At 72.0% G+C, this 25630-nt stretch carries 21 protein-coding genes; 4 read left to right on the top strand and 17 right to left on the bottom strand.

Annotation, left to right across the window (positions count from 1 at the left end; translation table 11 throughout):
* The coding region (gene rpsB / locus ACXJKB_RS19125) for a 30S ribosomal protein S2 (protein WP_457191182.1) at positions 1–884 on the bottom strand (884 nt) is incomplete at its 3' end.
* A gap of 430 nt (positions 885–1314) precedes the next feature.
* Between rpsB and ACXJKB_RS19120 the strand changes: the two genes are divergently transcribed.
* Positions 1315–1902 (top strand): peptidoglycan DD-metalloendopeptidase family protein, encoded by a 588-nt coding sequence (locus ACXJKB_RS19120; protein WP_457191180.1) that lies wholly within the window; start codon positions 1315–1317, stop codon positions 1900–1902.
* A gap of 129 nt (positions 1903–2031) precedes the next feature.
* Here the strand turns inward: ACXJKB_RS19120 and ACXJKB_RS19115 are convergent, their stop codons facing one another.
* The 13 genes from ACXJKB_RS19115 to ACXJKB_RS19055 all read right to left on the bottom strand — a co-directional run bounded on the left by ACXJKB_RS19115 (position 2032) and on the right by ACXJKB_RS19055 (position 12390).
* Positions 2032–2985 (bottom strand): tyrosine recombinase XerC, encoded by a 954-nt coding sequence (locus tag ACXJKB_RS19115; RefSeq protein WP_457191178.1) that lies wholly within the window; start codon positions 2983–2985, stop codon positions 2032–2034.
* Positions 2986–3013: 28 nt separating this feature from the next.
* Positions 3014–4189, bottom strand: coding sequence for a DNA-processing protein DprA (gene dprA, locus ACXJKB_RS19110; protein ID WP_457191176.1), 1176 nt, complete (start codon positions 4187–4189; stop codon positions 3014–3016).
* A complete protein-coding gene (locus tag ACXJKB_RS19105; protein ID WP_457191174.1) occupies positions 4186–5787 on the bottom strand; it encodes a YifB family Mg chelatase-like AAA ATPase in 1602 nt (533 codons plus the stop codon). The genes dprA and ACXJKB_RS19105 overlap by 4 nt, the downstream gene beginning before the upstream one ends.
* Positions 5787–6188: a YraN family protein gene (locus ACXJKB_RS19100; RefSeq protein WP_457191172.1), complete on the bottom strand. Its 402-nt coding sequence runs from the start codon at positions 6186–6188 to the stop codon at positions 5787–5789. The genes ACXJKB_RS19105 and ACXJKB_RS19100 overlap by 1 nt, the downstream gene beginning before the upstream one ends.
* A 145-nt stretch (positions 6189–6333) precedes the next feature.
* A complete protein-coding gene (locus ACXJKB_RS19095) occupies positions 6334–6642 on the bottom strand; it encodes a DUF2469 domain-containing protein (RefSeq protein ID WP_172259171.1) in 309 nt (102 codons plus the stop codon).
* Positions 6639–7340: a ribonuclease HII gene (locus ACXJKB_RS19090; protein WP_457191170.1), complete on the bottom strand. Its 702-nt coding sequence runs from the start codon at positions 7338–7340 to the stop codon at positions 6639–6641. The genes ACXJKB_RS19095 and ACXJKB_RS19090 overlap by 4 nt, the downstream gene beginning before the upstream one ends.
* A gap of 41 nt (positions 7341–7381) precedes the next feature.
* On the bottom strand, positions 7382–8149 hold the full coding sequence (gene lepB, locus ACXJKB_RS19085) for a signal peptidase I (protein ID WP_457191168.1): 768 nt from the start codon (positions 8147–8149) through the stop codon (positions 7382–7384).
* A gap of 147 nt (positions 8150–8296) precedes the next feature.
* Complete coding sequence (gene rplS, locus ACXJKB_RS19080; protein WP_300045758.1) at positions 8297–8647, bottom strand: 50S ribosomal protein L19; 351 nt, start codon at positions 8645–8647, stop codon at positions 8297–8299.
* Between the two features lie 197 nt (positions 8648–8844).
* Positions 8845–10023, bottom strand: coding sequence for a tRNA (guanosine(37)-N1)-methyltransferase TrmD (gene trmD, locus ACXJKB_RS19075; RefSeq protein ID WP_457191165.1), 1179 nt, complete (start codon positions 10021–10023; stop codon positions 8845–8847).
* Positions 10020–10634: a ribosome maturation factor RimM gene (gene rimM / locus ACXJKB_RS19070; protein WP_457191163.1), complete on the bottom strand. Its 615-nt coding sequence runs from the start codon at positions 10632–10634 to the stop codon at positions 10020–10022. Before rimM ends, trmD begins: the two co-directional genes overlap by 4 nt.
* A 120-nt stretch (positions 10635–10754) precedes the next feature.
* The gene (locus ACXJKB_RS19065) at positions 10755–10997 is read right to left on the bottom strand and encodes an RNA-binding protein (protein WP_457191184.1); all 243 of its coding nucleotides are present in this window, start codon (positions 10995–10997) and stop codon (positions 10755–10757) included.
* A gap of 5 nt (positions 10998–11002) precedes the next feature.
* The gene (rpsP, locus tag ACXJKB_RS19060) at positions 11003–11542 is read right to left on the bottom strand and encodes a 30S ribosomal protein S16 (RefSeq protein WP_457191161.1); all 540 of its coding nucleotides are present in this window, start codon (positions 11540–11542) and stop codon (positions 11003–11005) included.
* A gap of 191 nt (positions 11543–11733) precedes the next feature.
* Positions 11734–12390, bottom strand: coding sequence for a GNAT family N-acetyltransferase (locus tag ACXJKB_RS19055; RefSeq protein WP_457191159.1), 657 nt, complete (start codon positions 12388–12390; stop codon positions 11734–11736).
* A 101-nt stretch (positions 12391–12491) separates the two neighbouring features.
* Between ACXJKB_RS19055 and ACXJKB_RS19050 the strand changes: the two genes are divergently transcribed.
* A complete protein-coding gene (locus ACXJKB_RS19050) occupies positions 12492–13373 on the top strand; it encodes a VanW family protein (protein WP_457191157.1) in 882 nt (293 codons plus the stop codon).
* Here the strand turns inward: ACXJKB_RS19050 and ACXJKB_RS19045 are convergent.
* Positions 13366–14451: an amidohydrolase family protein gene (locus ACXJKB_RS19045; protein WP_457191155.1), complete on the bottom strand. Its 1086-nt coding sequence runs from the start codon at positions 14449–14451 to the stop codon at positions 13366–13368. The two genes, ACXJKB_RS19050 and ACXJKB_RS19045, sit on opposite strands and share 8 nt — an antisense overlap.
* Positions 14452–14609: 158 nt before the next feature.
* Between ACXJKB_RS19045 and ACXJKB_RS19040 the strand changes: the two genes are divergently transcribed.
* Both ACXJKB_RS19040 and ACXJKB_RS19035 read left to right on the top strand, forming a co-directional pair.
* Entirely contained in the window at positions 14610–22337 is a 7728-nt protein-coding gene (locus ACXJKB_RS19040) for a DUF4082 domain-containing protein (protein ID WP_457191153.1), read from the top strand.
* A 217-nt stretch (positions 22338–22554) separates the two neighbouring features.
* Entirely contained in the window at positions 22555–23628 is a 1074-nt protein-coding gene (locus ACXJKB_RS19035; protein ID WP_457191151.1) for a ScyD/ScyE family protein, read from the top strand.
* 45 nt (positions 23629–23673) lie between these two features.
* Here the strand turns inward: ACXJKB_RS19035 and ACXJKB_RS19030 are convergent, their stop codons facing one another.
* Together ACXJKB_RS19030 and ffh are read right to left on the bottom strand one after the other, a co-directional pair.
* Positions 23674–24033: a hypothetical protein gene (locus ACXJKB_RS19030; RefSeq protein WP_457191149.1), complete on the bottom strand. Its 360-nt coding sequence runs from the start codon at positions 24031–24033 to the stop codon at positions 23674–23676.
* The gene (ffh, locus tag ACXJKB_RS19025; protein ID WP_457191147.1) at positions 24033–25604 is read right to left on the bottom strand and encodes a signal recognition particle protein; all 1572 of its coding nucleotides are present in this window, start codon (positions 25602–25604) and stop codon (positions 24033–24035) included. Before ffh ends, ACXJKB_RS19030 begins: the two co-directional genes overlap by 1 nt.
* Positions 25605–25630 lie beyond the last annotated feature (26 nt).

Raw genomic sequence — 25630 nt, 5'->3', positions numbered from 1 at the left:
GCGTCGGCAGCGGCGTCGGCCTGCGGGGCCTCGGACGCGGCACCGGTGGCCTCGGCGGCCGGGGTCTCGGCAGCGGCGTCGCCGGTGGCGGCCGCGGCGGCCTTCTCGGCGTCGCCACCGAGGAGCTCGCGCTCCCACTCGGCGAGGGGCTCCTCGGCACCGACGGACTCGTCAGTGTCGCCGGCCTTGACACCGGAGCGGGCGATGAGGCCCTCGGCGACGGCGTCGGCGACCACGCGGGTCAGCAGGCCGACCGCGCGGATGGCGTCGTCGTTGCCCGGGATCGGGAAGTCGACCAGGTCGGGGTCGCAGTTGGAGTCGAGGATGCCGATGATCGGGATCCGGAGCTTGCGCGCCTCCTCGACGGCGAGGTGCTCCTTGTTGGTGTCGACGATCCACACCGCGGAGGGGACCTTCGTCATGTCACGGATGCCGCCGAGCGTCTTGTCCAGCTTGGTGCGCTCGCGGCGCATCTGGAGGAGCTCCTTCTTCGTGCGGTTGGAGCCCGCGACGTCGTCGAAGTCGATCTCGTCGAGCTCCTTGAGGCGGTTGATCCGCTGGTGCACGGTCTGGAAGTTCGTGAGCATGCCGCCGAGCCAACGCTGGTTGACGTAGGGCATCCCGACGCGCGTCGCCTGCTCGGCGATGGCCTCCTGGGCCTGCTTCTTGGTGCCGACGAACATGATGACGCCGCCCTTGGCGACGGTCTCCTTGACGAAGGCGTAGGAGCGGTCGATGTAGGCGAGCGACTGCTGCAGGTCGATGATGTAGATGCCGTTGCGCTCGGTCATGATGAAGCGCTTCATCTTGGGGTTCCAACGACGGGTCTGGTGACCGAAGTGGACGCCGCTCTCGAGCAGCTGGCGCATGGTGACGACTGCCATGGGTTCTCCTGTTGTGACGGAGACGCTCACCGACATGCCCGACCTTCGGCAGGTCGGACCGGGAGCGAGCTCCTGTTGTTTACAGTTGATGCGCCCGGCGGGAGCCGGGAGCCCTGACGCTCACACGCCGGTCCGATCCGCACCGGTGGAGCTGGTGGGAACTGAGGACCGACGCCCGCGGGTGGTCCGGGATCGAGGAGCATCCCGGGCACGGTCGGCGAGCGTGCGAAGTCAGTCCGGGTGGACTGCTCCGCACATCGTAGGCCAGAGGCTCCCCGCGAGGCGAATCACTGTCGCCCCCTCCTCCGAGCGTGGACCGAGCGTGGATCCGGTGGCCGCCAGTCGTCCACAACCGGGGGCTCCGGGAGCCCCTCCACAGGCGGCGTCGTCACCGCTCGTCCGGCGTCGCGGACCGGGTGAGGATCGGCCGATGCGAGCCGTTCTCGGAGCTGTCCTCCTGGCGCTGGTCCACCTGATCCTCTCCGGCGTCGCCGGACCGGCACACGCGAGTCCCGAGGACCCCGTCGGCGTGTGGCCCCTCGATCCCCGACCCGACGTCGTCCGCCACTTCGAGCCGCCGCCGAACCCCTACGCCGCCGGGCACCGAGGCGTCGACCTCGCCGGGTCGCCCGGCCAGGCGGTCCGCGCGGCGCTGGCCGGCACGGTCGGCTTCGCGGGCTCGATCGGTGGCAAGCCGGTCGTCACCGTGCTGCACGACGGTCGTCGTACGACGTACGAGCCGGTCGTCGCGTCCGTCGAACGCGGCCAGGTGGTGGCCGCCGGTGACGTGCTGGGGCGCCTGGTGGTCGCCGACAGCCACTGCTTCCCCGCCGCCTGCCTGCACTGGGGCCTGGTCGAGGGCGACGGCGACGCCCGGACGTACCTCGACCCGCTGTCGCTCGTCGGCGGCGGCCCGGTGCGGCTGCTGCCGCTGTGGCGCGACGACCCGGTCACGGTCCGGCTCCCGTGGAGCCCGCCGCTCTCGGGCTGGCACCGCCCCGTCGAGTGGGTCGCCTGACCGGCCCGTCCGCACGCCCGCTGGCCCCTCGCTCCCGTCGACGCCCGCTCGCGGCGTCATGCAGACCCGAACCCATACGTGCTGGTTCGTATGACGCAGCCGCACCCATCCGGAGGCTGGGCCGGTCGCTCAGGCGCGGGGGTGGGCCTGCTGGTACGCCCGACGCAGCCGGTCGGTCGTGACGTGGGTGTAGAGCTGGGTGGTGGCGAGCGAGGCGTGGCCGAGCAACTCCTGGACCGAGCGGAGGTCGGCCCCTCCCTCGAGCAGGTGGGTGGCGGCGGTGTGGCGCAGGCCGTGCGGCCCGATGTCGGGCGCTCCCGGTACGTCGGCGATGCGGCGGTGCACGAGATCGCGGACCGCCCGCTGGTCGATCCGCCGACCGCGCACACCCAGGAACAGTGCCGGGCCGGAGCCCTCGACGCGCAGGTGGGGCCGGCCGGTGGCCAGCCAGCGGTCGACGGCCCGGCCGGCCGGCGTGCCGTAGGGCACGGAGCGTTCCTTGCGGCCCTTGCCGAAGACGCGCACCACCCGGCGCTCGTCGTCGACGTCGTCGATGTCGAGCCCGACGAGCTCGCCCACCCGGATGCCGGTCGCGTAGAGCAGCTCGAGCATCGCGACGTCGCGTAGCCCGACGGGGCTGCCGTCGTCGGCGAGGTCGGCGGCCGACCGGATGAGCGACTCGGCCTCGTCGGCGCGCAGGACCGGCGGGAGGGTCTTGTGCTTCTTGGGCGAGCCGAGCGCAGCGCCCGGGTCGGTCGGCAGCCGGCCGGTCCGGTGCAGCCAGGCCGTGAACACCCGTGCGGCCGTGGCGCGCCGTGCGATCGTCGTCCGGCTGCGGCCCGTGGTCTGGAGCCGCGCCAGCCAGCTGCGCAGCGCGCGGAGGTCGAGGTCGGTCACGTCGGTGACCCCGAGCCGTTGGCAGTGGTCGAGCAGTCCGGCGACGTCGCCGAGGTAGGCGCGCACGGTGTGGGGGGCGAGGTCGCGCTCGGAGACGAGGTGGCGCTCGTAGTCACCCAGCAGGCGGACGAAGGACTCGGGCAGTCCCTCCCCCTGCTCCTGGTCGGACGCCTCCGGCTTGCTCACCCCCGCAGCGTAGGCGGGCGGAGACGGCTCACACGTCAGGCACGAGGCGCCACCCCTCATCGGTCAGCTGGACGAACCCCTTGGACCTCAGCCGGCGCAACGCGCCCTCGGTGGTGCGGAGCGCGAGCCCGCACAGGCGTGAGATCGACTCGACCCCCGCCGACTCGCTGACCGGAACCCACTCCACGACGGTCTGCTCGGTCGGGGTGAGCGCGTCGCGCGGCCGGTGCTCGCCCCGCGGGGGGTCGACCAGGTATTGCCCCGCTGCCCCGACCAGCTCGAGCACCTCGGCGCCGTGGGTGACCACGGTGCCCCGGCCCTCCCGGAGGAAGTTGTTGACGCCCTGCGAGGTGTAGCTGGTGACCGGGCCCGGCATGCACATCACGTGGCGGTTCAGGCTCTCGGCCCACCCTGCGGTGTTGAGGGCGCCACTGCGCAGGGCCGCCTCGACCACCACGGTGCCGTTGGTCATGGCGGCGATCAACCGGTTGCGCGCCAGGAAGCGCGGTCGCGTCGGCGCCGACGCGGGCGGTTGCTCGGACACGACGGCGAACTCGGCGGCGAGGTGCTGGAGCAGGGGTCGGTTCTGCTGGGGATAGACCCGGTCCACCCCGCAGGCCAGGACCGCGGCAGTGACGCCGTCGGCGGACAGCGTGGCGTTGTGAGCCTCGAAGTCGATGCCGAGAGCCCCGCCCGAGACGACGGGCACACCCGAGAGCGCGAGGTGCTCGCACACCGCGCGGGCCAGCTCGACGCCGTAGACCGAGGCGGCTCGTGAGCCGACCACCGCGACCGAGGTGGCGAGCTCGGTGAGCGGCATCGGACCCTTCACCCACAGGCCCGGAGGCGTGCCTCCGAACCCCTCCACGGTGATGGCGTCGTCGAGCTCGTCGAGGCTGGTGGGCCACTCGGGGTCGCCCGGGACGAGGAAGCGGATGCCGCAGCGGGCGGCCTGGTCGAGCTGGCGGACCGGGTCGATCTCAGCCAGCCGCTGCGCCAGCATCTCCCCGGGCTCGCCCTCGGTCGCGGACCGCGCCTTCGCCAGCGCGCGCTCCGCGCCCATCTGGCGGATGAAGGACGACGTCGTGCCGTCACCGGGCTCCACCGCACAGCTCAGGGCCACCCGGGCGAGGCGCTCGGCCTCGGGCACCTGACCCACCGGCTCCGTGCCGGGCGGCGCTGACCGCACGCGTGCGGCACTCATGACGCCACTCGAACCACGCTCGCCGGCAGCGAGCGCGCGGAGTCGTCGGACCGCAGCGCCAACGCGATCTCGGCCTCGCGCTCCCCCGGCCTCGGCACCCCCGAGCAGTCCGCCACGGTCCAGGCCAGGCGCTGCACGCGGGTCAGCCCACGCCGGGTGAGCTTGCCGTCGGACAGCTCCTTGTCGACGAGTCGCTGGCCGTCGGGCTCCAGCGGCCACCGCTCGACCAGGACCGGACCGGGACACGAGGCGTTGAGGAGCCACGAGCAGTCGCGGTAGCGGCGGGCCTGGCGCAGCCGGGCCTCGACCACCCGGGCTCGGACGTCGGCGGAGGACTCCGGCTCCGGCCCGAAGGACACCCCTCGCCGGCGGCCCTGGGGTCGCACCTCCATCCAGATGTCGACCCGGTCGAGGATCGGGCCGGTGAGCTTGCGGCGGTAGTGGGAGCGCTGGAGCTCGGTGCACTCGCAGCTGCCTCCCGAGAGGCCGTGGAAGTTGCCGCACGGGCAGGGGTTGGCCGCCAGGACGACCAGCGAGCGGGCCGGGTAGGTGGCGGACTCCTCCCCGCGGGCGATCGTCACCTCCCCCGACTCGAGCGGCTGCCGCATCGCCTCGACGACGTCGGCGCGGAAGTGCGGGAACTCGTCGAGGAACAGCACGCCGTGGTGCGCGAGGCTGACCTGCCCGGGCCGCACCCGGCCGGTGCCGCCGCCGAGCACGCTCGCCGCGGTCGCCGAGTGGTGCGGGGCGAACCACGGTGGCCGCCGCACCAGCCCGCTTCCCTGCGGGAGGACGCCGGCGACGGAGTGCAGCGCGGTGACCTCGAGCGCCTGCTCGGTCGTCAGGTCGGGGAGGATCGTCGGGATCCGCTCGGCGATCGACGTCTTGCCGGTCCCGCGGGGGCCGATCAGCATCGTGGGGTGGCCGCCCGCCGCGGCGACCTCGACGGCGTAGCGGACGTCCTCGAGCCCGTCGAGGTCGCGCAGGTCGACGTCGGCCAGGCGGTCCTCGCCGCGCCACGTCGACAACGGGCTGGACGAGGGACCGACGACCGGGTCGGCCTCGGGCACCTCGGCGCCGCGGAGCACGGCCGACACCTGGGCCAGCGAGCGGACACCGAAGACCGTCATCCCCGGGACGAGGCCGGCCTCGCCGGCCTGGGGCTCGGGCACGAAGACGCGGGTGATGCCGTGGGCGGCAGCGGCGATGACCATGGGCAGCACCCCCGGCACCGGTCGCAGGGCCCCGGCCACGGACAGCTCGCCGATGAACGCCCACCCCTCCAGCAGGTCGGGCGTCAGCTCCTCGTGCTTCTTGTCGGCCGCCATGACCGCCATCGCGATCGCGAGGTCGTAGTGGGTGCCGCTCTTGGGGAGGTCGGCGGGCGCGAGCAGGATCGTCACCCGCTTGGTCGCCGGCCACCGTCCGCAGTCGTTGTTGATCGCCATCCGCACCCGGTCGCGCGCCTCGGACAGGGTCTTGTCCACCCGGCCGACGATCGTGGTGTTGACCAGGCCCGGGGAGACGTCGACCTGGACGTCGATCACGTGGCCGTCGGCGCCCTTGAGCGCCAACGAGCGAGCGGTCGCGAAGGCCATCAGCAGACCCCCTCGACGTGCTCGACCTCGACCGGTCCACCGCGTGGGGCCAGCACGCCCACCAGGTCGATGCGGACGTCGTCGGGATGGCAGTCGTGCACGAGCAGCCACCGCGCGCCGAGCCGCCTCAGGCGGTCGGCCTTGCGTCGGTCGACCGCCTCGAGCGGTGCGCCGTAGTCGGTGGAGGTGCGGGTCTTGACCTCGCAGATCACCAGGACGTTGCCGTCACGCAGCACCAGGTCGATCTCGCCCGCGTCGCAGCGCCAGTTGCGGTCGAGCAGGACCAGCCCGAGCCGGCAGAGGTGTCGCGCCGCGATCGTCTCGCCGCGCTCCCCCAGCCGGCGGCGGTGCTCGGCGCCGGGGTCGAGGGCGAAGGGGGAAGCGGCAGCTCGTCGGGCCATCGTGGGTGCCTTCCGGTGGGCAGGTTCGGGAGGAACCAGCACACCGCGCCCCACCGACGCCCTCGACGGTCCGGGCGGCGGCCTGTGGAGATCGGCCGGAGGAGGTCGCCTGTGGACGATCCGTGGCCAGGTCCGCGGGCGGACCTCAGTCCTTGGGCGGGTCGATGTCCTGCGGCGCGAGCTCCTCGACGTTGACGTCCTTGAACGTCAGCACCTTCACGTTCTTCGCGAACCGCGCGGGGCGGTACATGTCCCAGACCCAGGCGTCGGTCATCGAGACCTCGAAGAACACGTCACCGCTCTCCGAACGCGCCTTCACGTCGACCTGGTTGCAGAGGTAGAAGCGGCGGTCGGTCTCCACGACGTACTTGAAGATGCCCACGACGTCGCGGTACTCGCGATAGAGGGTGAGCTCCATCTCGGTCTCGTACTTCTCGAGGTCCTCGGCGCTCATCTGTCCTCCTCGGTGGTGCTGTCCGGCGTGGGGCCGAGACTAGCCACCTCTGCCCCCGGGACCGGCTCGAGACCCGCCGCGCGCCGCACGTTGACGAACCGCATCCGGTGGAGCGGGCACGGACCGTGCTGCGCCAGCGCCGCCTCGTGGTCGGCGGTGATGTAGCCCTTGTGGGTACGGAAGTCGTAGTCAGGCCACTCGTCGTGGAGCCCGACCATCAACCGGTCGCGGGTCACCTTGGCGATGACCGAGGCGGCGGCGATGCACGCGGCGACCCGGTCACCCTTCCAGACCGCGAGGCCGGGGACGCCGAGGCCGTCGACGGGGAACCCGTCGGTGAGGACGTACGACGGACGCGTCCCGAGGCGGGCGACCGCGCGCCGGAGCGCCTCGAGGTTGGCGACGTGCATGCCGAGCCGGTCGCACTCGTCGTTGTCGATGACCACGACGGACCACGCCAGCGCCCGGCGCACGACCTGGGCGTAGACCCGCTCGCGCGCGGCCTCGGTGAGGAGCTTGCTGTCGGCCAGCCCCGGCACGATGCCGGCCTTGCCCGGTGGGAGGATCACCGCGCCGGCGACGAGCGGGCCGGCACATGCTCCGCGTCCCGCCTCGTCGACCCCCGCGATCGGCTCCAGCCCGGCCCGGCGCAGGGCGCGCTCGTAGCCGTAGATCCCGGCGTCGCGACGGACGGTCACGCCTCCGGGGAGGGGTTGGGGCGGCAGCTGGGTGGACACGGTCACGGGGACGGGTCCGGCACGTCCTCGAACGTGTCCGGACGGGTGTTCCAGCGGAAGCGGTCGGCGGGCCACAGGAGCACGAAGACCTTGCCGACGACCAGGTCGACCGGGACGAACTCGTCGCCGGGCACGCACTCGGTCTCGTCGGACTGGCACATCTTCTGCGAGCTGTCGGCCGAGCGCGAGCGGTTGTCGCCCATCACGAAGATGTGGCCGCCGGGGATGGGCCCCACGGACCACTTCTCGTCGCAGGCGCCGTTGGTGGGCATCGGGCCGTTGCAGGTCGCGCCGCCGCGCTTGACGTAGTCGGACTCGTCGAGGGGATGCCCGTTGACGATGAGGCGGCCCTGCGCGTCGCAGCACTCGATGGTGTCGCCGGCGACGCCGATCACGCGCTTCACGAGGTGGCCGCCGGTCGGGTAGAGGCCGACCTTGGCCATCACCTTGGCTACGGGGTTGGTGGGGCCCGCGGAGTCGATCGGCGGCAGCCAGCCACCCGGGTCCTTGAAGACCACGACGTCGCCGCGCTCGGGCTCGCCGTCGCCCCAGTAGGAGACCTTCTGGATGAGGATCCGGTCGTTGAGGATCAGCCCCGGCTCCATGGACTCCGAGGGGATGTAGAAGGCCTGGACGAAGAACGTCTTGATGACGATCGCGAGCACCAGCGCGACGCCGAGCAGCAGGATCGTCTCCTGCCACAGCGGCAGCTGCTTGCGCTTGCTCCGGCCGGTCTTCGGCTCCGGTTCGTGCTGGGTGCGACCACTCATCGCGTCATCCTCCGACTGCTCGCCAAGACGCGACGACCGCGGTTCCTCACCCGCTGAGAGGGACGAGGAACCGCGGTCGTCAGAAGTCACTCGCAGAGACTAACCAGTCCCTGGTCGAACCCACGCCTTGCGGCGCGGTGCGACAGATCACGCCTCGCGGCGCTCCTTGATCTTGGCAGCCTTGCCGCGCAGGTTGCGCAGGTAGTAGAGCTTGGCGCGACGCACGTCACCGCGGGTCACGATCTCGATCGTCTCGAAGATCGGGGAGTTGACCGGGAAGGTGCGCTCGACGCCGACGCCGAAGGAGACCTTGCGAACGGTGAAGGTGCGGCCGATGCCCGAGCCGTGGACGCGGATCACGACGCCCTGGAAGACCTGGACACGCGAGCGGCTGCCCTCGATGACCTTGACGTGGACCTTGACGGTGTCGCCGGCGCGGAAGGCCGGGACGTCGTCGCGCTTGAGGGCGGTGCCGAGGTCGGCGATGACATTGGTCATGACGTTGCTCCTCGCGAGTGCCACAGGTCAGCCGCGGATTCAGGTGGTGATGGAATTGGCTGGTGCTCGGTGCGGCCGGCCGGCGCGCCCCCTGTGGCAGGTGCGGTACGGCGGGACCCCGGCGCGGCGCATCAGTGATGCATCCGGGCGACCCTGGCCTCGAGCGGACCAAGGGTGAAGTCTGCCAGAGCGTGACGTCAGCGTGAAATCCGACGTCGGGCCTGCTTGGTCATCACGACGGCACCCGGCGGCGCCTTCCGGTCCGGCCGCAGCCGGAACCCGGCCTTCTTGTACATCCGCTGGTTGTCCACGGACCCGGCGCCGGTGAACAGGACGTAGGTCGTGACGTCCGCGGGAGCGAGGTCCTCGACCAGCTCCAGGAGCGCCCGGCCCAGGCCGCGGCCCTGCAGGTCGGGCGCCACCATGATCCGCCCGATGTCCCACTCGCCGTGCGCGTCGAGCCGCCCGCGGACGGCGCCCACGAGGCGGTCGGACGACGGCTCACGGGCGACCCTCACGGTCCACTCCCCCACCCCACGGCGTACGTCGTCGAGCGTCTCGCGCAGCGCCGGGATGTCGACCCCCGGGTTGGCCTCCATCTCCTGCAGCCAGCAGGCACGCTGCAGCGTGTAGAGCTCCCCGGCGTCGGCGGGGACCGCGGGGCGCACGTCGAGGTCCGCGAGCGCGGCGACGAGCGCTGTCCCCGGCAGCAGGTCGGGACGGCGGTCGGCCGTGCGGCGCTCCGCCTGCTCGCGACGCCACGCGGCGATCCGCGCGTGGTCGCCCGACAGCAGCACCTCGGGGACGTCGCGCCCGTTCCACGAGGCCGGCTTGGTGTAGACGGGGTACTCCAGCAGGCCGTCGGCGTGCGACTCCTCGACCAACGACTCGGCGTTGCCCATGAAGCCGGGCAGCAGGCGTACGACCGCCTCGGTGATGGCCAGCGCGGCGACCTCCCCACCGTTGAGGACGTAGTCGCCGAGCGACACCTCCCGCACCGTGCCGAGGGTGGCGGCATGCTCGACGACCCGCTGGTCGATGCCCTCGTAACGCCCGCAGGCGAAGACGAGGTGCTCCTGCTCGCTCAGCTCGTGGGCGAGCGCCTGCGTGAACGGCTCACCGCTCGGCGTGGTGAAGACGATCGTCGCTCCCGCGGCCACCGCGTCGAGCGCCTGGCCCCAGGGCTCCGGCTTCATGACCATGCCGGCGCCGCCGCCGTAGGGCGTGTCGTCGACGGTGCGGTGACGGTCGTCCGCCCACTGGCGCAGGTCGTGGACCTCGATGTCGAGCAGCCCCTTGTCGCGGGCCTTGCCCGGCAGGCTCAGCTCCAGCGGCGCGAGGTAGTCGGGGAAGATCGTGACGACGTCGATCCTCACGACTGCGGCTCGCCTGCGCCCTCGGGCGCTTCGTCGGCGGCTTCGTCGGGTGCGTCGTCGGGGAACGGCGACACCAGGCCCGGCCGGTCGGCGACCACGATGCGGCCGGCCCTGAGGTCCACCTCGGGCACGAGCGCGGACACGAACGGCACCAGCGTGTCGCGCCCGTCGGGCGTGCGGACGGTCAGGAGGTCCTGCGCCGACCCGTGGACCAGGGCCTTCACCGTGCCGAGCGGCGAGCCATCGAGGTCGACCACGTCGAGCCCGACGAGCTGGTGGTCGTAGTACTCCTCGGGGTCCTCGGGCGTCTCGTCGTGCGCGATGGTCGCGTGCAGGACGGTGCCGCGCGCGGCCTCGGCGGCGTTGCGGTCGGCAAGCTCCTCGAAGGTCACGAGGAGGGTGGTCTGGTGCCAGCGGGCGCGGGCGACGGTCAGGCTGGAGGGGCGCCGGTCGGCGCCGGCGGGTGCCTCCGCGCGCAGCGTCGTACCGGGGGCGAAGCGCCGCTCGGGCTCGTCGGTGCGTACGTCGAGGGTGACCTCGCCGCGGATGCCGTGGGGCTTGCCGATCCGGCCGATGACGACCTCGATGCCGGCCCGTTCCTGATCACTCACCCGCCGAGGTTATCGCCGCCCCATGGATCCCCGGTCGACCGGGGATCGCTGAACGGGCCACACAATGCGCGACGGGCGCCACCCCTGTGGGGTGACGCCCGTCGACGGACGGTGCTGGGCTCAGCGGCGACGGTCGGTGTCGACGAAGTCGACCCGCGCACCGCCACGGCCGGCGAGGGCCGAGACGACGGTGCGGAAGGCGGTCGCGGTGCGGCCGTTGCGTCCGATCACCTTGCCGAGGTCGTCGGGGTGCACCCGGACCTCGAGGATCGAGCCGCGACGCAGCTCCTTGTTGCGGACCACGACGTCGTCGGGGTGGTCGACGATGCCACGCACCAGGTGCTCGAGTGCCTCGGCGAGCACGTCGCTCACGCCTCGCTCTTGCCGGCGTCCTCAGCGGTGACCGTCTCAGCGGCCTCGGCAGCCTCGGCCGCGCCCTCGGGGGTCTCGTCCGCGGGAACCTCGGCAGGCGCCGCGGCGGGCTCCTCGACCTTCTCGGTCTTCTCGGTCTTCTCGGCCTTGTCAGCCTTCTTCTTGGTGGTGGTCGCGGAGCCCTTCGACTCGGCGGACACCTCCTTGAGGGCCTCGTTGAAGATGTCGAGCTTGGAGCGCTTGGGCTCCTTGACCTTCAGGGTGCCCTCGGCGCCCGGCAGGCCCTTGAACTTCTGCCAGTCGCCGGTGACCTTGAGGATCGCCTCGACGGCCTCGGAGGGCTGCGCGCCCACGCCGAGCCAGTACTGGGCCCGGTCGGAGGTCACCTCGATGAAGGAGGGCTCCTCCTTCGGGTGGTACTTGCCGATCTCCTCGAGCACCCGGCCGTCGCGCTTCTTGCGCGAGTCGACGACGACGATGCGGTACTGCGGCACCCGGATCTTGCCCAGGCGCTTCAAACGAATCTTGACGGCCACGTTTGTGGTGTCTCCTCAGGAATTGTCGTGGGTGAGGGACCGTTCCCAGGTGGGGTCACCGGTGCTGGTCCTTCGAAGGGCACTGCGTCGCTCGGATGAGAGGGTCCGGGCACGCAGGACACGAGGGAAGAGTCTGCCAGACGGTGGCCGCGCTCGACCAATCCGGTACGGCAGAGGAGGGCCGTCCAGCCTCAGCCGGCGTCCAGCCCGAGGAACGAACGCACCGCCTCCGCCCCCGTGACGCGGATCGGCTCGGCGTCCCGGACGAAGGTCTCCGGGGTCAGGACGAGACCCTGGTTGAGCGCCAGCTCGCCCTCACGCCGCTTGATCCGGCTCACCGCAGTGGGTCGGTAGCCGACCTTGCGGGAGACGCCGAGCGACGCCGGGTTGTCGAGGAACGCCGCCGAGGTGATCTCCTCGAAGCCGAGGTGGTCGAAGAGCAGCTCGCACATCGCCCGGCGCATGGCCGTGCCGAGCCCACGGCCCTGGAACTCGCGGCCCAGCCACGAGCCGGTCTCCCCGGTCCGGGTCACCGGGAAGTGCTTCGCGGCCACCCCCTGGGCACCGATCACGCGGCCGTCGAGGACCACGGCGAGGTCGAGGCAGAAGTCCTCGGGCGAGAAGGTGGACCGCTTGCCCCAGTGGTACGCCGCGGTGTTGCGGGCGAGCTCACCGGGCGCGGCGGCGGTCCACGGGAAGTAGAACGGCATCTCGGCCGGGTCGTGGATGCCCTTCTCGGCAAGGTCGCACAGCTCGAGGATGAGCTCGTCGGTCAGGCCGCGCAGCTCGAGCGGGCCGGCCTGCACGTGCAGGCCGAAAGGCGGGAAGAGGTCGACGAGGGTGCTCACGCCCCCATCCCACCTCCTGCACCGCCAGGCGCTCAAATCGGTTTCCGACATCGATCACGGCGCCGGCGCAACATCTGGTCGCCGAGCGACGTCTCCCCAGCATGACCGCCGCGCCCGTCGAGCCGCTGCAGCTGCCGGCCCGCCTCACCGCTCCCCCGCGCCTGACCCAGCGCCACCCGTGGCTGCTGCCCGCCGCGATGGCGGTGCACCGCGCGCGACGTCGTACGACCTGGGTGCGGGACGGGCGGTCCGGCCGCGTCGTGTGGGCCGCTCGCCGCGGTTCCGCCGACCTCCCGGTGCGGCTCGTGCAGCATGGCTCGCTGCTGCTGCGCGAGCTCGACCCCGACCGGATGCACCTCCAGCACAACAAGGTCACCAACCTGCGTCTCGCCGCCGAGCGCGTGGACGGCCTCGTCATCGCCCCCGGCGAGACGTTCTCGTTCAACCGGGTCGTCGGCAACTGCACGAGACGCAAGGGGTACGTCGACGGGATGCGGCTGTCCAACGGGTCGGCGGAGGCCGGCGTCGGTGGCGGGATCTGCCAGCTGGCCAACCTCGTGCACTGGATGGTCCTGCACTCCCCGCTGACCGTGGTCGAGCGATCCGAGCACTCCTTCGACCCCTTCCCCGACCAGGGTCGCGTGCTGCCGTGGGGCGTCGGCTGCTCGATCGTCTACAACTACGTCGACCTGGTCGTGCGCAACGACACCGACCGCCCGTTCCAGCTGCGGGCGTGGGTGGGTCAGCGCTACCTGCACGGGCAGCTGCGCACCGACGAGCGACCGGACCACTCCTACCGGGTCGAGGCCCGGCACGAGCAGTTCCTGCGGCACGACGGACGCGTGTTCCGGCGCAACCAGATCTGGCGCCGGGTCTTCGACCGCCGCACCGGGGACCAGGTCGGCGAGGAGCTGGTGAAGAAGAACTGTGCGCTGGTCGTCTACGAGCCCGGGCCCGACGTGGACGTCATCGACGTCAGCTGACGCCCACCCGGTCCCCGCGGAGCACGATCGCGGTGGGCGTGCGCAGGACGGACAGGTCGGCGCGCGGGTCGCGGTCGTAGACGACGAAGTCCGCCGACGCGCCCTCGACCAGGCCGTCCACCCCGAGCCACTCCCGGGCCCGCCAGCTGGCGGCGCCGAGCGCATCGTGGGCCGGCATCCCGATCCGGACGAGCGCCTCGATCTCCCCCGCGATGTTGCCGTGGCGGCTGATGCCTCCCCCGTCGGAGCCGGCGTAGATCGGCACCCCCGCCTCGTAGGCCGCCATGATCGTGGCGGGCATCCGGTCGTAGAGGCCGACCATCGTGTCGGCGTAGGCGGGGAACCGCTCCTGCCCGGCTGCCGCGTGCTCGGGGAACTTGTCGAGCTGCATGACGGTGGGCACCAGCCGGGTGCCGTGGTGGACCATCGCGTCGATGAGGTCCTCGGTGAGGCCGGTGCCGTGCTCGATGCAGTCGATGCCAGCCTCGATCAGCCCGGGCAGCACGCCGTGGCCGAAGCAGTGCGCCGTCACCTTGGCACCCTCGGCGTGCGCGGCGGCGATGGCGTCGGCGAAGGCCTCCGCAGGGAACGACGGGGCGAGGTCACCCTCGTCGCGCGAGATCCAGTCGCCGACCAGCTTGATCCAGCCGTCGCCGTTGCGGGCCTCCTGGGCGGCGTACGACGCCAGGTCGGCCGGCTCCACCTCGTGGGCGTAGCCGCGGATGTAGCGCTTCGTCGCGGCGATGTGCCGACCGCAGCGGATCAGCCGGGGCAGGTCGTCGCGGTCGTGGATCCAGCGCGTGTCGGCGGCCGATCCGGCGTCCCGGATCAGGAGCGCCCCGCCGTCGCGGTCGGCGATCGCCTGCTGCTCGGTGGCCGCGTCGTCGGCGGCACCGAAGTCGTCGAGCCCGAGGTGGCAGTGCGCGTCGACCAGGCCGGGGACGATCCAGCCCTCGGCGACGGTGTCGGCTCCCGCCTGCGGCTCGTAGGTGATGCGGCCGCCGACGACGTAGAGGTCGCGCGCCTCTCCGTCGGGCAGGACCGGTCCACGGAAGCGCTGCGCTGGCTCGAGGGGCATGTCGGAACGCTATCCCCACCCGCGAGGCCTCGGCGCGTCCCGATGCCCAGTTCTGGGCATGACGCCGGCCGGGCACCAAACCCACGATGGAGGACACGGTGTCCGCGGCTGTCGTCGCTCAGGGACAGGTCCCGTGGGCCGGGGACAGGAGTGGTGCCATGCCCGTACGAGGACGACTGGCTGCGCTGCTGACGTTGATCCTCGCGTCGGCCGCCCTCGTCATCGTCACCGCGGCCACGCCCGCGGCGGCCGCGCCGTGCGACCCACCCGTGACCAACCCGGTCGCCTGCGAGAACACCCTTCCCGGCAGCCCCGAGAGCGAGTGGGGCGTCACCGGCGCCGGGTCCACGACGATCCAGGGCTACGCGACCGACATGAGCGTGGACCAGGGTCAGACGATCGGGTTCAAGGTCGACACCAGCGCCTCGTCGTACCGCCTCGACATCTACCGGATGGGCTACTACGGCGGGGACGGGGCCCGTCGAGTCGCGACCGTGACCCCGACCGTGCTCAACAACCAACCCAACTGCCTCACCGCCGTCGCGACGGGCCTGGTCGACTGCGGCAACTGGACCCAGAACGCGTCATGGGCCGTGCCGGGCACCGCGGTGTCGGGGATCTACTTCGCGAAGCTGACCCGGACCGACGGCACCGCCGGCGCGAGCCACGTCTTCTTCGTGGTGCGCGACGACGACGGTGGCTCGGACATGCTCTTCCAGACCTCGGACACCACGTGGCAGGCCTACAACACCTACGGCGGCAACAGCCTGTACGCCGGAGCACCGGCCGGGCGCGCCTACAAGGTCAGCTACAACCGCCCGTTCACCACGCGCGGCAACGCGCCGGAGGACTGGGTCTTCAACAGCGAGTACCCGATGGTGCGCTTCCTCGAGTCCAACGGGTACGACGTCAGCTACAGCTCCGGCGTCGACACCGACCGTCGGGGCGCCGAACTGCTCGAGCACAAGGTGTTCATGAGCGTCGGGCACGACGAGTACTGGTCGGGCACCCAGCGGGCCAACGTCGAGGCCGCCCGCGACGCGGGCGTCAACCTGGCGTTCCTCTCCGGCAACGAGGTGTTCTGGAAGACCCGGTGGGAGAACAGCATCGACGGCTCCGGCGCTTCGCACCGCACCTTGGTGTCCTACAAGGAGACGCACGCCGACGCCAAGATCGACCCGCTCGCCAACACGTGGACCGGGACGTGGCGCGACCCGCGGTTCAGCCCGCCGGCAGACGGCGGCCGCCCCGAGAACGGGCTGACGGGCACGATGTTCGCGATCAACTGCTGCGCGATCAACATGGTCGTCGGGCAGGCCGACGGTCAGATGCGTTTCTGGCGCAACACCCGCGTCGCCACCCTGGGCCCGAACGCGACGACGACCATCGGCACCAACGTCATCGGCTACGAGTGGGACGAGGACCCCGACAACGGATCCCGACCACCTGGCACCTTCCGCGTCTCCCAGACGACGGGCACGGGCGACCGGCTGCAGGACTACGGCAGCAGCTATGCATCGGGGCAGGCGACCCATGCCATGACGACCTACCGTGCGCCCAGCGGAGCGCTCGTCTTCAGCGCCGGGACGATCCAGTGGGCCTGGGCCCTCGACGGCAACCACGACCGCGGCTCGGCCGCCCCTGACACGGCGGCCCAGCAGGCGACCGTGAATCTCTTCGCCGACATGGGGGTCCAGCCGGACACCCTGCGCCCCGGCCTCACCGTTGCCTCCGCGTCCACCGACACGGCCGCGCCCACCGCGACCATCACCGCGCCGGCGGCCGGCGCGACGCTCCCGGTCGGCACCCCCGTCACGGTGAGCGGCACGGCCACCGACACGGGAGGTGGCCGGGTCGCAGGTGTCGAGGTCTCCACCGACAACGGGGCGACGTGGCGCCGCGCCACCGGCCGCGGGTCCTGGACCTACACGTTCACCCCGTCGTCGTCCGGCGCCCTGACCCTGCGCGCCCGCTCCGTCGACGACAGCGCCCGCCTCGGCACCGCGGCGACCACCAATGTCACCGTCGGAACCGCGCCGACCACCTGCCCGTGCACCATCTGGCCGGGGACCGCGACACCGGCAGGCACCGATCCCGACACGAGCCCGGTCGAGCTCGGCGTGAAGTTCCGCGCCAGCGCCGACGGCCTGATCACCGGCATCCGCTACTACAAGCCCGCCACGACCACCGGCAGCCACGTCGGCTCCCTGTGGAGTAGCACCGGCACCCGGCTCGGGCAGGTCACCTTCACCAACGAGTCGGCGAGCGGGTGGCAGCAGGCAAGCTTCGCGACGCCGATCCCGGTGACCGCCGGCACCACGTACGTCGCGTCCTACTTCACCCCGGCCAGGTACGCCGTCAGCTCGGGCTACTTCACGAGCGCACCGACCGTTCGCGGCCCGCTCACGGCGCTGCAGAACGGCACGGACGGAGGCAACGGCGTCTACCGCTACACCGCGACCGCGGGCGCATTCCCCAACCTGACATTCGGCTCCGAGAACTACTGGGTCGACATCGTCTACACCGAGGCCAACGACACCGCGAAGCCGACGGTAACCGCCCGGACCCCCGCCTCCGGCGCCACCGGGGTCGCACTGGGCAGCGACGTCACCGCGACGTTCTCCGAGCCGGTCCAGCAGGCGACCGTTGCGTTCGAGCTGCGGGCGCCCGGCGGAGCCGTGGTACCCGCCACGATGTCGTACGACGCGGTCAGCCGCACGGTGACGCTCGACCCGACGGCGGCGCTCGCAGCCACGACGACCTACACGGCGGCGCTCTCGGGCGCCCGCGACCCGGCCGGCAACCAGATGGACGCGGTCACGTGGAGCTTCACCACCGACACACCGGACACGACCAAGCCCACGGTGACCGGTCGCACCCCGGCGGTCGGTGCGACCGGTGTCGCGCGCGCGGTGTCACCCACGGCGACGTTCAGCGAGCCGGTGCAGCAGGCCACGGTCGCCTTCGAGGTCCGCGGCCCCGGCAACACGCTGGTGCCCGCCGCCACGACCTACGACGCCGCCAGCCGCACGGCCACCGTCAACCCGAACGCCGACCTCGCTGCGAGCACGACCTACACGGTCAACCTCAGTGGGGCCCGGGACGCTTCGGGCAACCAGCTGGACCCGGTGTCGTGGTCGTTCACCACGACGGCCGTGGTCTCTGACTGCCCCTGCACGATCTGGCCCTCAGCGGCGACGCCGGCAGGCACCGACGGCGACACCAGCTCCGTCGAGCTGGGCGTGAAGTTCACATCCAACACCGATGGCTTCGTCACCGGGATCCGCTACTACCGGCCCGCCGAGGCCACCGGCAGCCACGTCGGCAGCCTCTGGAGTGCAGCCGGGACCCGCCTGGGCCAGGTCACCTTCACCGGTGGCACGGCGAGCGGGTGGCAGCAGGCAACCTTCGCCACGCCGATCCCCGTCACGGCGGGAACGACGTACGTCGCCTCCTACTACACGCCGAGCAGGTACGTCGCCAACGGCGCCTACTTCGCCACCAGCGCCACCGCGCGTGGACCGTTGACGGCCCTGCAGAACGGCACCGCGGGCGGCAACGGCCTCTACCGCTACACCTCCACGCCCAGCACGTTCCCCGACCAGAGCTTCAACAGCGAGAACTACTGGGTGGACGTCGTCTTCGAGGACGGGCCCGACACCACCAAGCCGACCGTCACGGGACGCACCCCTGCGTCCGGTGCCACCGCTGTCAGCGTGGGCGCCAACGTGACCGCGACGTTCTCCGAGCCCATCCAGCAGTCGACGCTGGGCCTCGAGCTCCGCGGGCCCGGCAACACCCTCGTTGCGGGAGCCATCACGTACGACGCCGCCACCCGCACAACCACCCTCGACCCAACGGCGAACCTCACGGCGACCACGCAGTACACCGCGACCGTGACCGGCGTGCGCGACACGGCGGGCAACCTGATCGACCCGGTCTCGTGGGCGTTCACCACCGACACGCCTGACACGACCAAGCCCGCCCTCAGCAGCCGCGCACCCGCGCCCGGGGCGGGCGGCGTCTCGACGGCGGTCAACGCGACGGCGACCTTCAGCGAGCCGGTACAGCCGGGCACGATCGCGTTCGAGCTGCGCACGCCGGCCAACGCGCTCGTCGCCGGCACGACGACCTACGACGCGACGAGCCGCACGGCGACCCTGGACCCGACCGCGAGCCTCGCGCCCAGCACGACGTACACCGCGTCGGTCAGCGGGGCGCGGGACCCCGCCGGCAACCAGATGGACGCGGTGAGCTGGAGCTTCACCACTGCCGCCACCACCTCGAGCTGCCCATGCACGATCTGGCCGCCCACCACCGCCCCCGCCAGCACCGACCCGGACACCAGCTCCGTCGAGCTCGGAGTGAAGTTCCGGTCCGACGCACCGGGCTTCATCACCGGGATCCGCTACTACCGGCCCAGCCAGGCCACCGGCACCCACGTCGGCAGCCTGTGGACCTCGACCGGCACCCGGCTCGGCCAGGTCACCTTCACCGGAGGGTCGGCCAGCGGGTGGCAGGAAGCGACCTTCAGCTCACCGATCGCGGTGACGGCCAACACGACGTACATCGCGTCGTACTTCACGCCGAGCAGGTACGTCGTCAACAGCGGCTACTTCAGCTCCGCGGCGAGCGCGCGCGGCCCGCTCACGGCACTGCAGAACGGCACCGACGGCGGCAACGGCCTCTACCGCTACACCTCGACGGCCAGCACCTTCCCGAACCTGAGCTTCGGGTCGGAGAACTACTGGGTGGACGTGGTCTTCCAGGAGGACTCCACCGACACCACGCCGCCGACGCTCAACAACCGGGTGCCGACCCCAGACACGACCGGCGTGCCGGTCAGCGTCCGGCCGCAGGCGACCTTCAGCGAATCGGTCACCGGCTCCACCGTCTCGATGGTGCTGCGTGGCCCGGCCAACCAGGTCGTCCCGTCCACCACGTCGTACGACGCCGGCACCCGCACCGCCACCCTGACGCCGACCATCGACCTGGGCTACTCCACGTCGTACACCGTGGAGGCCAGTGGGGCCAAGGACGGGGCGAACAACACCATGGCTCCGGTGTCGTGGAGCTTCCAGACGTCCGCCCCCCCGCCGCCCGGCGTCGAGGACGGGCCGGGCGGGCCGCTCGCGGTCGTCACCAGCACCGGCAACCCGTCGTCGTCCTACCTCTCGGAAATCCTCCGCGCGGAGGGGCTCAACGAGTTCGCCAACATCCGGGTCTCGACGCTCAACGCCACCACCCTTGCGCCCTACGCCGTGGTCGTCCTCGGTGACGTGGCGATCACCGACGCCCAGGTGACGGCCCTGACCGACTGGGTCAACGCCGGCGGCAACCTGGTCGCGATGCGACCCGACAGCCGCCTCTACAGCCTCGCCGGGATCGCCGCCCAGGCCGGCACCGTCGCCGACGGCTATGTCGCGGTCAACGCGGCCGTGGAGCCCGGCGCCGGCATCACGACAGACACGATGCAGTTCCACGGCACCGCCAACCGCTACACGCTCAACGGCGCCACCACCGTGGCGACGCTCTACTCCAGCGCCACCACCAGCACCAGCCTGCCCGCGGTGACACTGCGGAGCGTCGGCTCCAACGGCGGCCAGGTCGCAACCTTCGCGTTCGACCTCGCGCGCTCGGTGATCGCCACCCGACAGGGCAACCTCGCGTGGGCCGGGCAGGACCGCGACTCCGCGACGCCGAACCGGTCGAACGACCTCTTCTTCGGCGGCAGCACGGCGACCGACTGGGTCAACCTCTCCAAGGCGCACATCCCGCAGGCCGACGAGCAGCAGCGACTGCTCGCCAACCTGGTGACCGTCACGGCGCGCGACCGGTTCCCGGTGCCAAGGTTCTGGTACTTCCCCGGCACGACCAAGGCCGTCGTCGTGGCCACCGGCGACGACCACGGCACCGGCGGCACGCCGGGCCGCTTCAGCACCTACGCCGCGGCCAGCCCGTCGGGCTGCTCGGTCGCCCGGTGGGAGTGCCCCCGCTTCACGTCGTACGTCTACCCGAGCACACCGATGACCAACACGCAGGCTGCGTCGTTCAACGGCCAGGGCTTCGAGGTCGGACTCCACCCGACGAGCGGCTGCGCCAACTTCACGTCGTACCAGTCCCTCCAGGACATGTACACGACCCAGCTGGGGCAGTGGCGTGCGGCGTACGCCTCGGTGCCGTCGCCGACCACCAGCCGCTTCCACTGCATCGTGTGGAGCGACTGGGTCTCCCAGGCCAGGGCCGAGCTCGCTTCGGGGATCCGGCTGGACACCAACTACTACTACTACCCCGGCTCGTGGATCGCCGACCGTCCCGGCTTCATGAACGGCTCGGGCATGCCGATGCGGTTCACCGACACCGACGGCTCCCTGATCGACGTCTTCCAGGCCAACACCAACATGACTGACGAGTCCGGACAGACCTACCCGTTCACGCCGAACACGCTGCTCGACCGGGCGCTCGGCCCCCTGGGTTACTACGGCGCGTTCACCGCCAACCTGCACACCGACAGCGCCTCGACCTTCGAGGACACCCAGGTGCTGGCCTCTGCCCAGTCGCGTGGCGTGCCGGTCATCGCCGCCCGGCAGCTGCTGACGTGGACCGACGGTCGCAACGGCTCGTCGTTCAGCGGGATCTCATGGGGCGGCAACACCCTGTCCTTCACCGTCGGCATCGGCGTCGGCGCGACGGGGCTGACGGCGATGCTGCCGACGACGGGCCCGGGCGGCACCACGCTGAGCGCCGTCACGCGCGGCGGCACCGCCGTGCCCTTCACGACGATGACGGTCAAGGGCCAGCAGTACGCCGTGTTCCCCGCCGTCGGCGGCGCCCACCAGGCGACGTACGCTGCGGGTGGGGCCGGCGCCGCCAACCGCGTCTCGGGCGTGGCCGTCACGACGTCCGACACCGGCGACACGACGGCCGCCTGGACGACCGAGGACCCCGGCACGAGCGACGTGCTGCTCGGCACCACGCCCACCCGGCTCGCCACCCGGGTCCCGTTCGCGGGTCGCACCACCGACCACCTCGCCGACCTCGGGGGCCTGCGGCCCGCGACCCGCTACTACTACCGCGTCGAGTCGCGCGGGCCGGGCGGACGCCCCACCGTGTGGCCGGCAGCGAACGCTGCACCCGCGTCGTTCATGACGCCGGCCGTGGACGGAACAGCGCCGCGCATCAGCCGGCTGCGGGTCCTGCCGCTGCCCGACGGCTCGGCCCGGGTCACCTGGCGGACGAGCGAGCCCGCGACGTCCGTCGTCGACCTCGGGCGCGTCGGGGGTCCCCTGCACCGGAGCGGGTTCGACTCGAGCCTGACCAAGAGCCACACGATCGTGGTCACGGGGCTGCTCCAGCGGAAGTCGTACGCCGTCCGGGCGGCCTCGCGGGACGGCTCCGGCAATGCGGCAGCGCCGCGGTCGAGTCGGCTCCGCACCCCGGGCGTGGGCATCGCCATGATGACGACCGAGGACTTCCGCACCGGCACGCTCCGCGGCGACCTCCGGGTCGACGAAGCCGGGCTGGGCGGTCTCACTCTCGGCGTGCGCGGCTGGGGCCGCTACACCTCACGGGTGGTCGACTCCGGACGCAAGGCGACCTGGCAGCGCCTGGTGCTCGACGCACACCTGCCCACGGGCTCGGAGATCGTGGTGCGGGTCCGCGCCGGCGACCGGGCAACGCCCGATTCCACCTGGTCGGGGTGGAAGGTCGTCACCAGGCCAGGCAGCCGCGCCGGGGTTGCCGGACGCTACGTCCAGTACGACGTGACGCTCGCGGCGGCGCAGGGTGGGCTGCCCAGCGTGCGAGCCGTCGGTCTCACGCGAAGCGGTACGCCCGACCAACACCTGGCTGGCGGGCCCAGCGAGGTCCGCGGTCACACCACGTAGGGCGCAGTCGCCAACCGGCGTCCCACGCGTTTGCGCACATGCACGCGCAGGCGGGCGACGTCCTTTACCCACAACGGTGGATGCCGGCCGGCGCCCGCCGGTGCCAGCGTGGGGACCAGCCCCGCGGGCGACGCGCGCCCCCGATCGCTGCGCCGGTCGTCGTCCGGTCGCCGCCCGCCGGGACAGCCGAAATCCCCCCACCGAAGGCGAGTCCCCCATGCACCGTCTCTCCCGCCCTGCGGCCGTCGCCTGCGGGCTGGCCCTGGCCGTCCCGCTGCTCCCCACCCCCGCCATCGCGGCCGATCCCCCGTGGACCACCGTCGCCAGCGGGCTCGACAACCCCCGCCAGCTGTCCTTCACCGGCGACACCCTCTACGTCGCCGAGTCGGGCGTGGGCGGCACGGGTCCGTGCGTCGACGGTGCGGAGGGACCGGCCTGCCTGGGCATGACCGGAGCGATCACCCGCGTCCGCAACGGCCAGCAGGCGCGCGTGCTGACCGGCCTCCCCTCGCTCGCAGGCGAGAGCGGCGGCGGCGCCATCGGTCCGGCCGACGTGGTCGTGACCGGGCAGAACAAGTACGTCGTCACGATGGGCCTGGGCAACGACCCGGCGGTGCGCGCCGACCTCGGTGCCGCCGGTGCGTACTTCGGCACGCTCGTGTCGGGCGCCTTCCCCAACGCCGGCCCCAGGATCGCTACCGACATCGGTGCGTTCGAGACGGCCGCCGATCCGGACGGGCAGGGCCCCGACACCAACCCGACCGGCCTGCTGCGCAACGGCGGCGGCCACGTGGTCGCCGACGCGGGCGGCAACGCGCTCCTCTCGGTGCAGGGCGGCCACGTCTCGACCCTCGCGGTCTTCGACACGCCGGGCCTCGCCGCCGTGCCGTTCCCGCCGTTCCAGATCCCGGTCGACTCGGTGCCCACCGGGGTCGTCGTGGGGCCGGACGGCGCCTACTACGTCAGCGAGCTGACCGGCTTCCCGTTCGTCCCGGGCTACTCGAGGATCCTCCGGGTCGTGCCGGGGCGGGCGCCGACGGTCTGGGCCACGGGCCTGACCAACGTGACCGACCTGGCCTGGCACGACGGTGAGCTCTACGCCGTTCAGATCGGCATCCTGCAGGGCGGTCCCGGGTCCGTCGTGCGGGTCCGGCCCGGTGCGGCACCCCAGGTCGTCGCAGGCGGGCTCAACGCGCCGTACGGCATCGCGGTCGCCGGCGACGACGCCTACGTGACCACCTGCTCGGTGTGCCCCGGCGGCGGGTCGGTCATCCGGATCCCGCTCGGATAGCGCAGGAGCGGCCCGCAGCACGCCCGCGAACGGGCGCCGACGAGCTCAGAGCCGGTCGAGCAGCCAGGTCGGGCTCAGCACCTGGGCGGGCGCCACGTTGGCAGCGAGCGCACGGTCGGCGGTCACCACGACGACGTGGCCGCCGGCCTCGCCCGCACGGCGCGCCTGCTCCCGGATCTCGGCGTCGCCGTCACGCGCCGCGTGCACCGTGCGCACGTGGCCGTCCCGGCCGGCCCGCACGCCACCCTTGGCCTGGCCCTCCAGCACCAGCACGATCTCGTCGTACGACGTGTCGGCGACCAGGAGCCGCTCGTGCAGGCGGCGTGCCGCCCCCGCGCGGTCCTTCCACCAGCCGTCGGGAACGGACCCGACGACGTTGGCGCCGTCGACGACGAGGGTGGACACTATTTGAGGAACTGCGAGAAGTCCTTGGGCAGGTTGAGCTGCTCGGCAGCCTTCTCGTAGTCGACGTCGGCGCCGTCGGGGTTGCCGAAGGGGTTGGCGGCCTTCTCGTCCGAGGCAGTCTTCTGCGCGGCCTTCTGCTGGGCAGCCTTCGCCGGGTTGCCCGAGACGCGCTTCTTGCCCTTCTTGCCCTTGACCTGGGCGGGCTGACGCGCTCCGGAGCGCTTGCCGCCGGCCATCCCGGGCATCCCCGGCATCCCGGGCATGCCACCGCCCTTGGCCATCGACTCCATCATCTTGCGCGCCTCGAAGAACCGGTCGACGAGCTGGTTGACGTCGGACACCTGGCGGCCGGAGCCGGCGGCGATGCGGGCGCGACGCGAGCCGTCGATGATCTTCGGGTTGTCGCGCTCGGCGGGCGTCATCGACTGGATGATCGCCTGGATGCGGTCGATCTCGCGCTCGTCGAAGTTCTCGAGCTGGTCGCGGAACTGACCCATCCCGGGGAGCATGCCCATGATCTTGGTCATCGAGCCGAGCTTGCGGATCTGCATCATCTGCTGGAGGAAGTCCTCCAGCGTGAAGCCGCCCTTGGTGGCGAGCTTCTCGGCCGCCTTCAGCGACTGCTCGGAGTCGAACGCCTTCTCGGCCTGCTCGATCAGGGTGAGCATGTCGCCCATGTCGAGGATGCGGGAGGCCATCCGATCGGGGTGGAACAGGTCGAAGTCGGTCATCTTCTCGCCGCTCGAGGCGAACATGACCGGCTTGCCCGTGATCGAGCGGATCGACAGCGCGGCGCCACCGCGGGCGTCGCCGTCGAGCTTGGTGAGCACCACGCCGTCGTAGCCGACCCCGTCGAGGAAGGCCTGCGCGGTGGTGACCGCGTCCTGGCCGATCATCGCGTCGACGACGAAGAGCACCTCGTCGGGCTGCACCGCGTCGCGGATGTCGGCGGCCTGCTGCATGAGGGTCGCGTCGACGCCGAGGCGTCCGGCGGTGTCGATGATGACGACGTCGTGGAGCTTGCGCTTGGCCTCCTCGATCGACGCGCGGGCGACGTCGACCGGGTTTCCGGTGCCGTTGCCCGGCTCGGGGGCGAAGACCGGGACGCCGACGCGCTCGCCGTTGACCTGCAGCTGCTGGACGGCGTTGGGACGCTGGAGGTCGGCCGCGACGAGCATCGGCGTCTTGTCCTGGTCCTTGAGCCACAGCGCGAGCTTGGCCGCGAGCGTCGTCTTGCCGGCGCCCTGGAGGCCGGCGAGCATGATGACCGTCGGCCCGCTCTTGGCGTAGCGCAGGCGGCGCGTCTCGCCGCCGAGGATCGTGACGAGCTCCTCGTGGACGATCTTGATGATCTGCTGCGCCGGGTTGAGGGCGCCGCTGACCTCCTCGGAGCGGGCACGCTCCTTCACCGCCCCGACGAACTCCTTCACCACGGGCAGGGCGACGTCGGCCTCGAGCAGCGCGATGCGGATCTCACGCGCGGTGGCGTCGATGTCGGCCTCGGAGAGCCGGCCCTTGCCCCGCAGGTTCTTGAAGGTGTCGGCAAGGCGGTCGGAGAGTGTGGCGAACACGGTTGGGTCTGTCCCTCGCATCGGTG

The sequence above is a fragment of the Nocardioides sp. P5_E3 genome (genome assembly GCF_054049275.1).
Note: the sequence above shows the minus strand (reverse complement) of the source record. Positions and strands in the feature narration are given on the sequence as shown.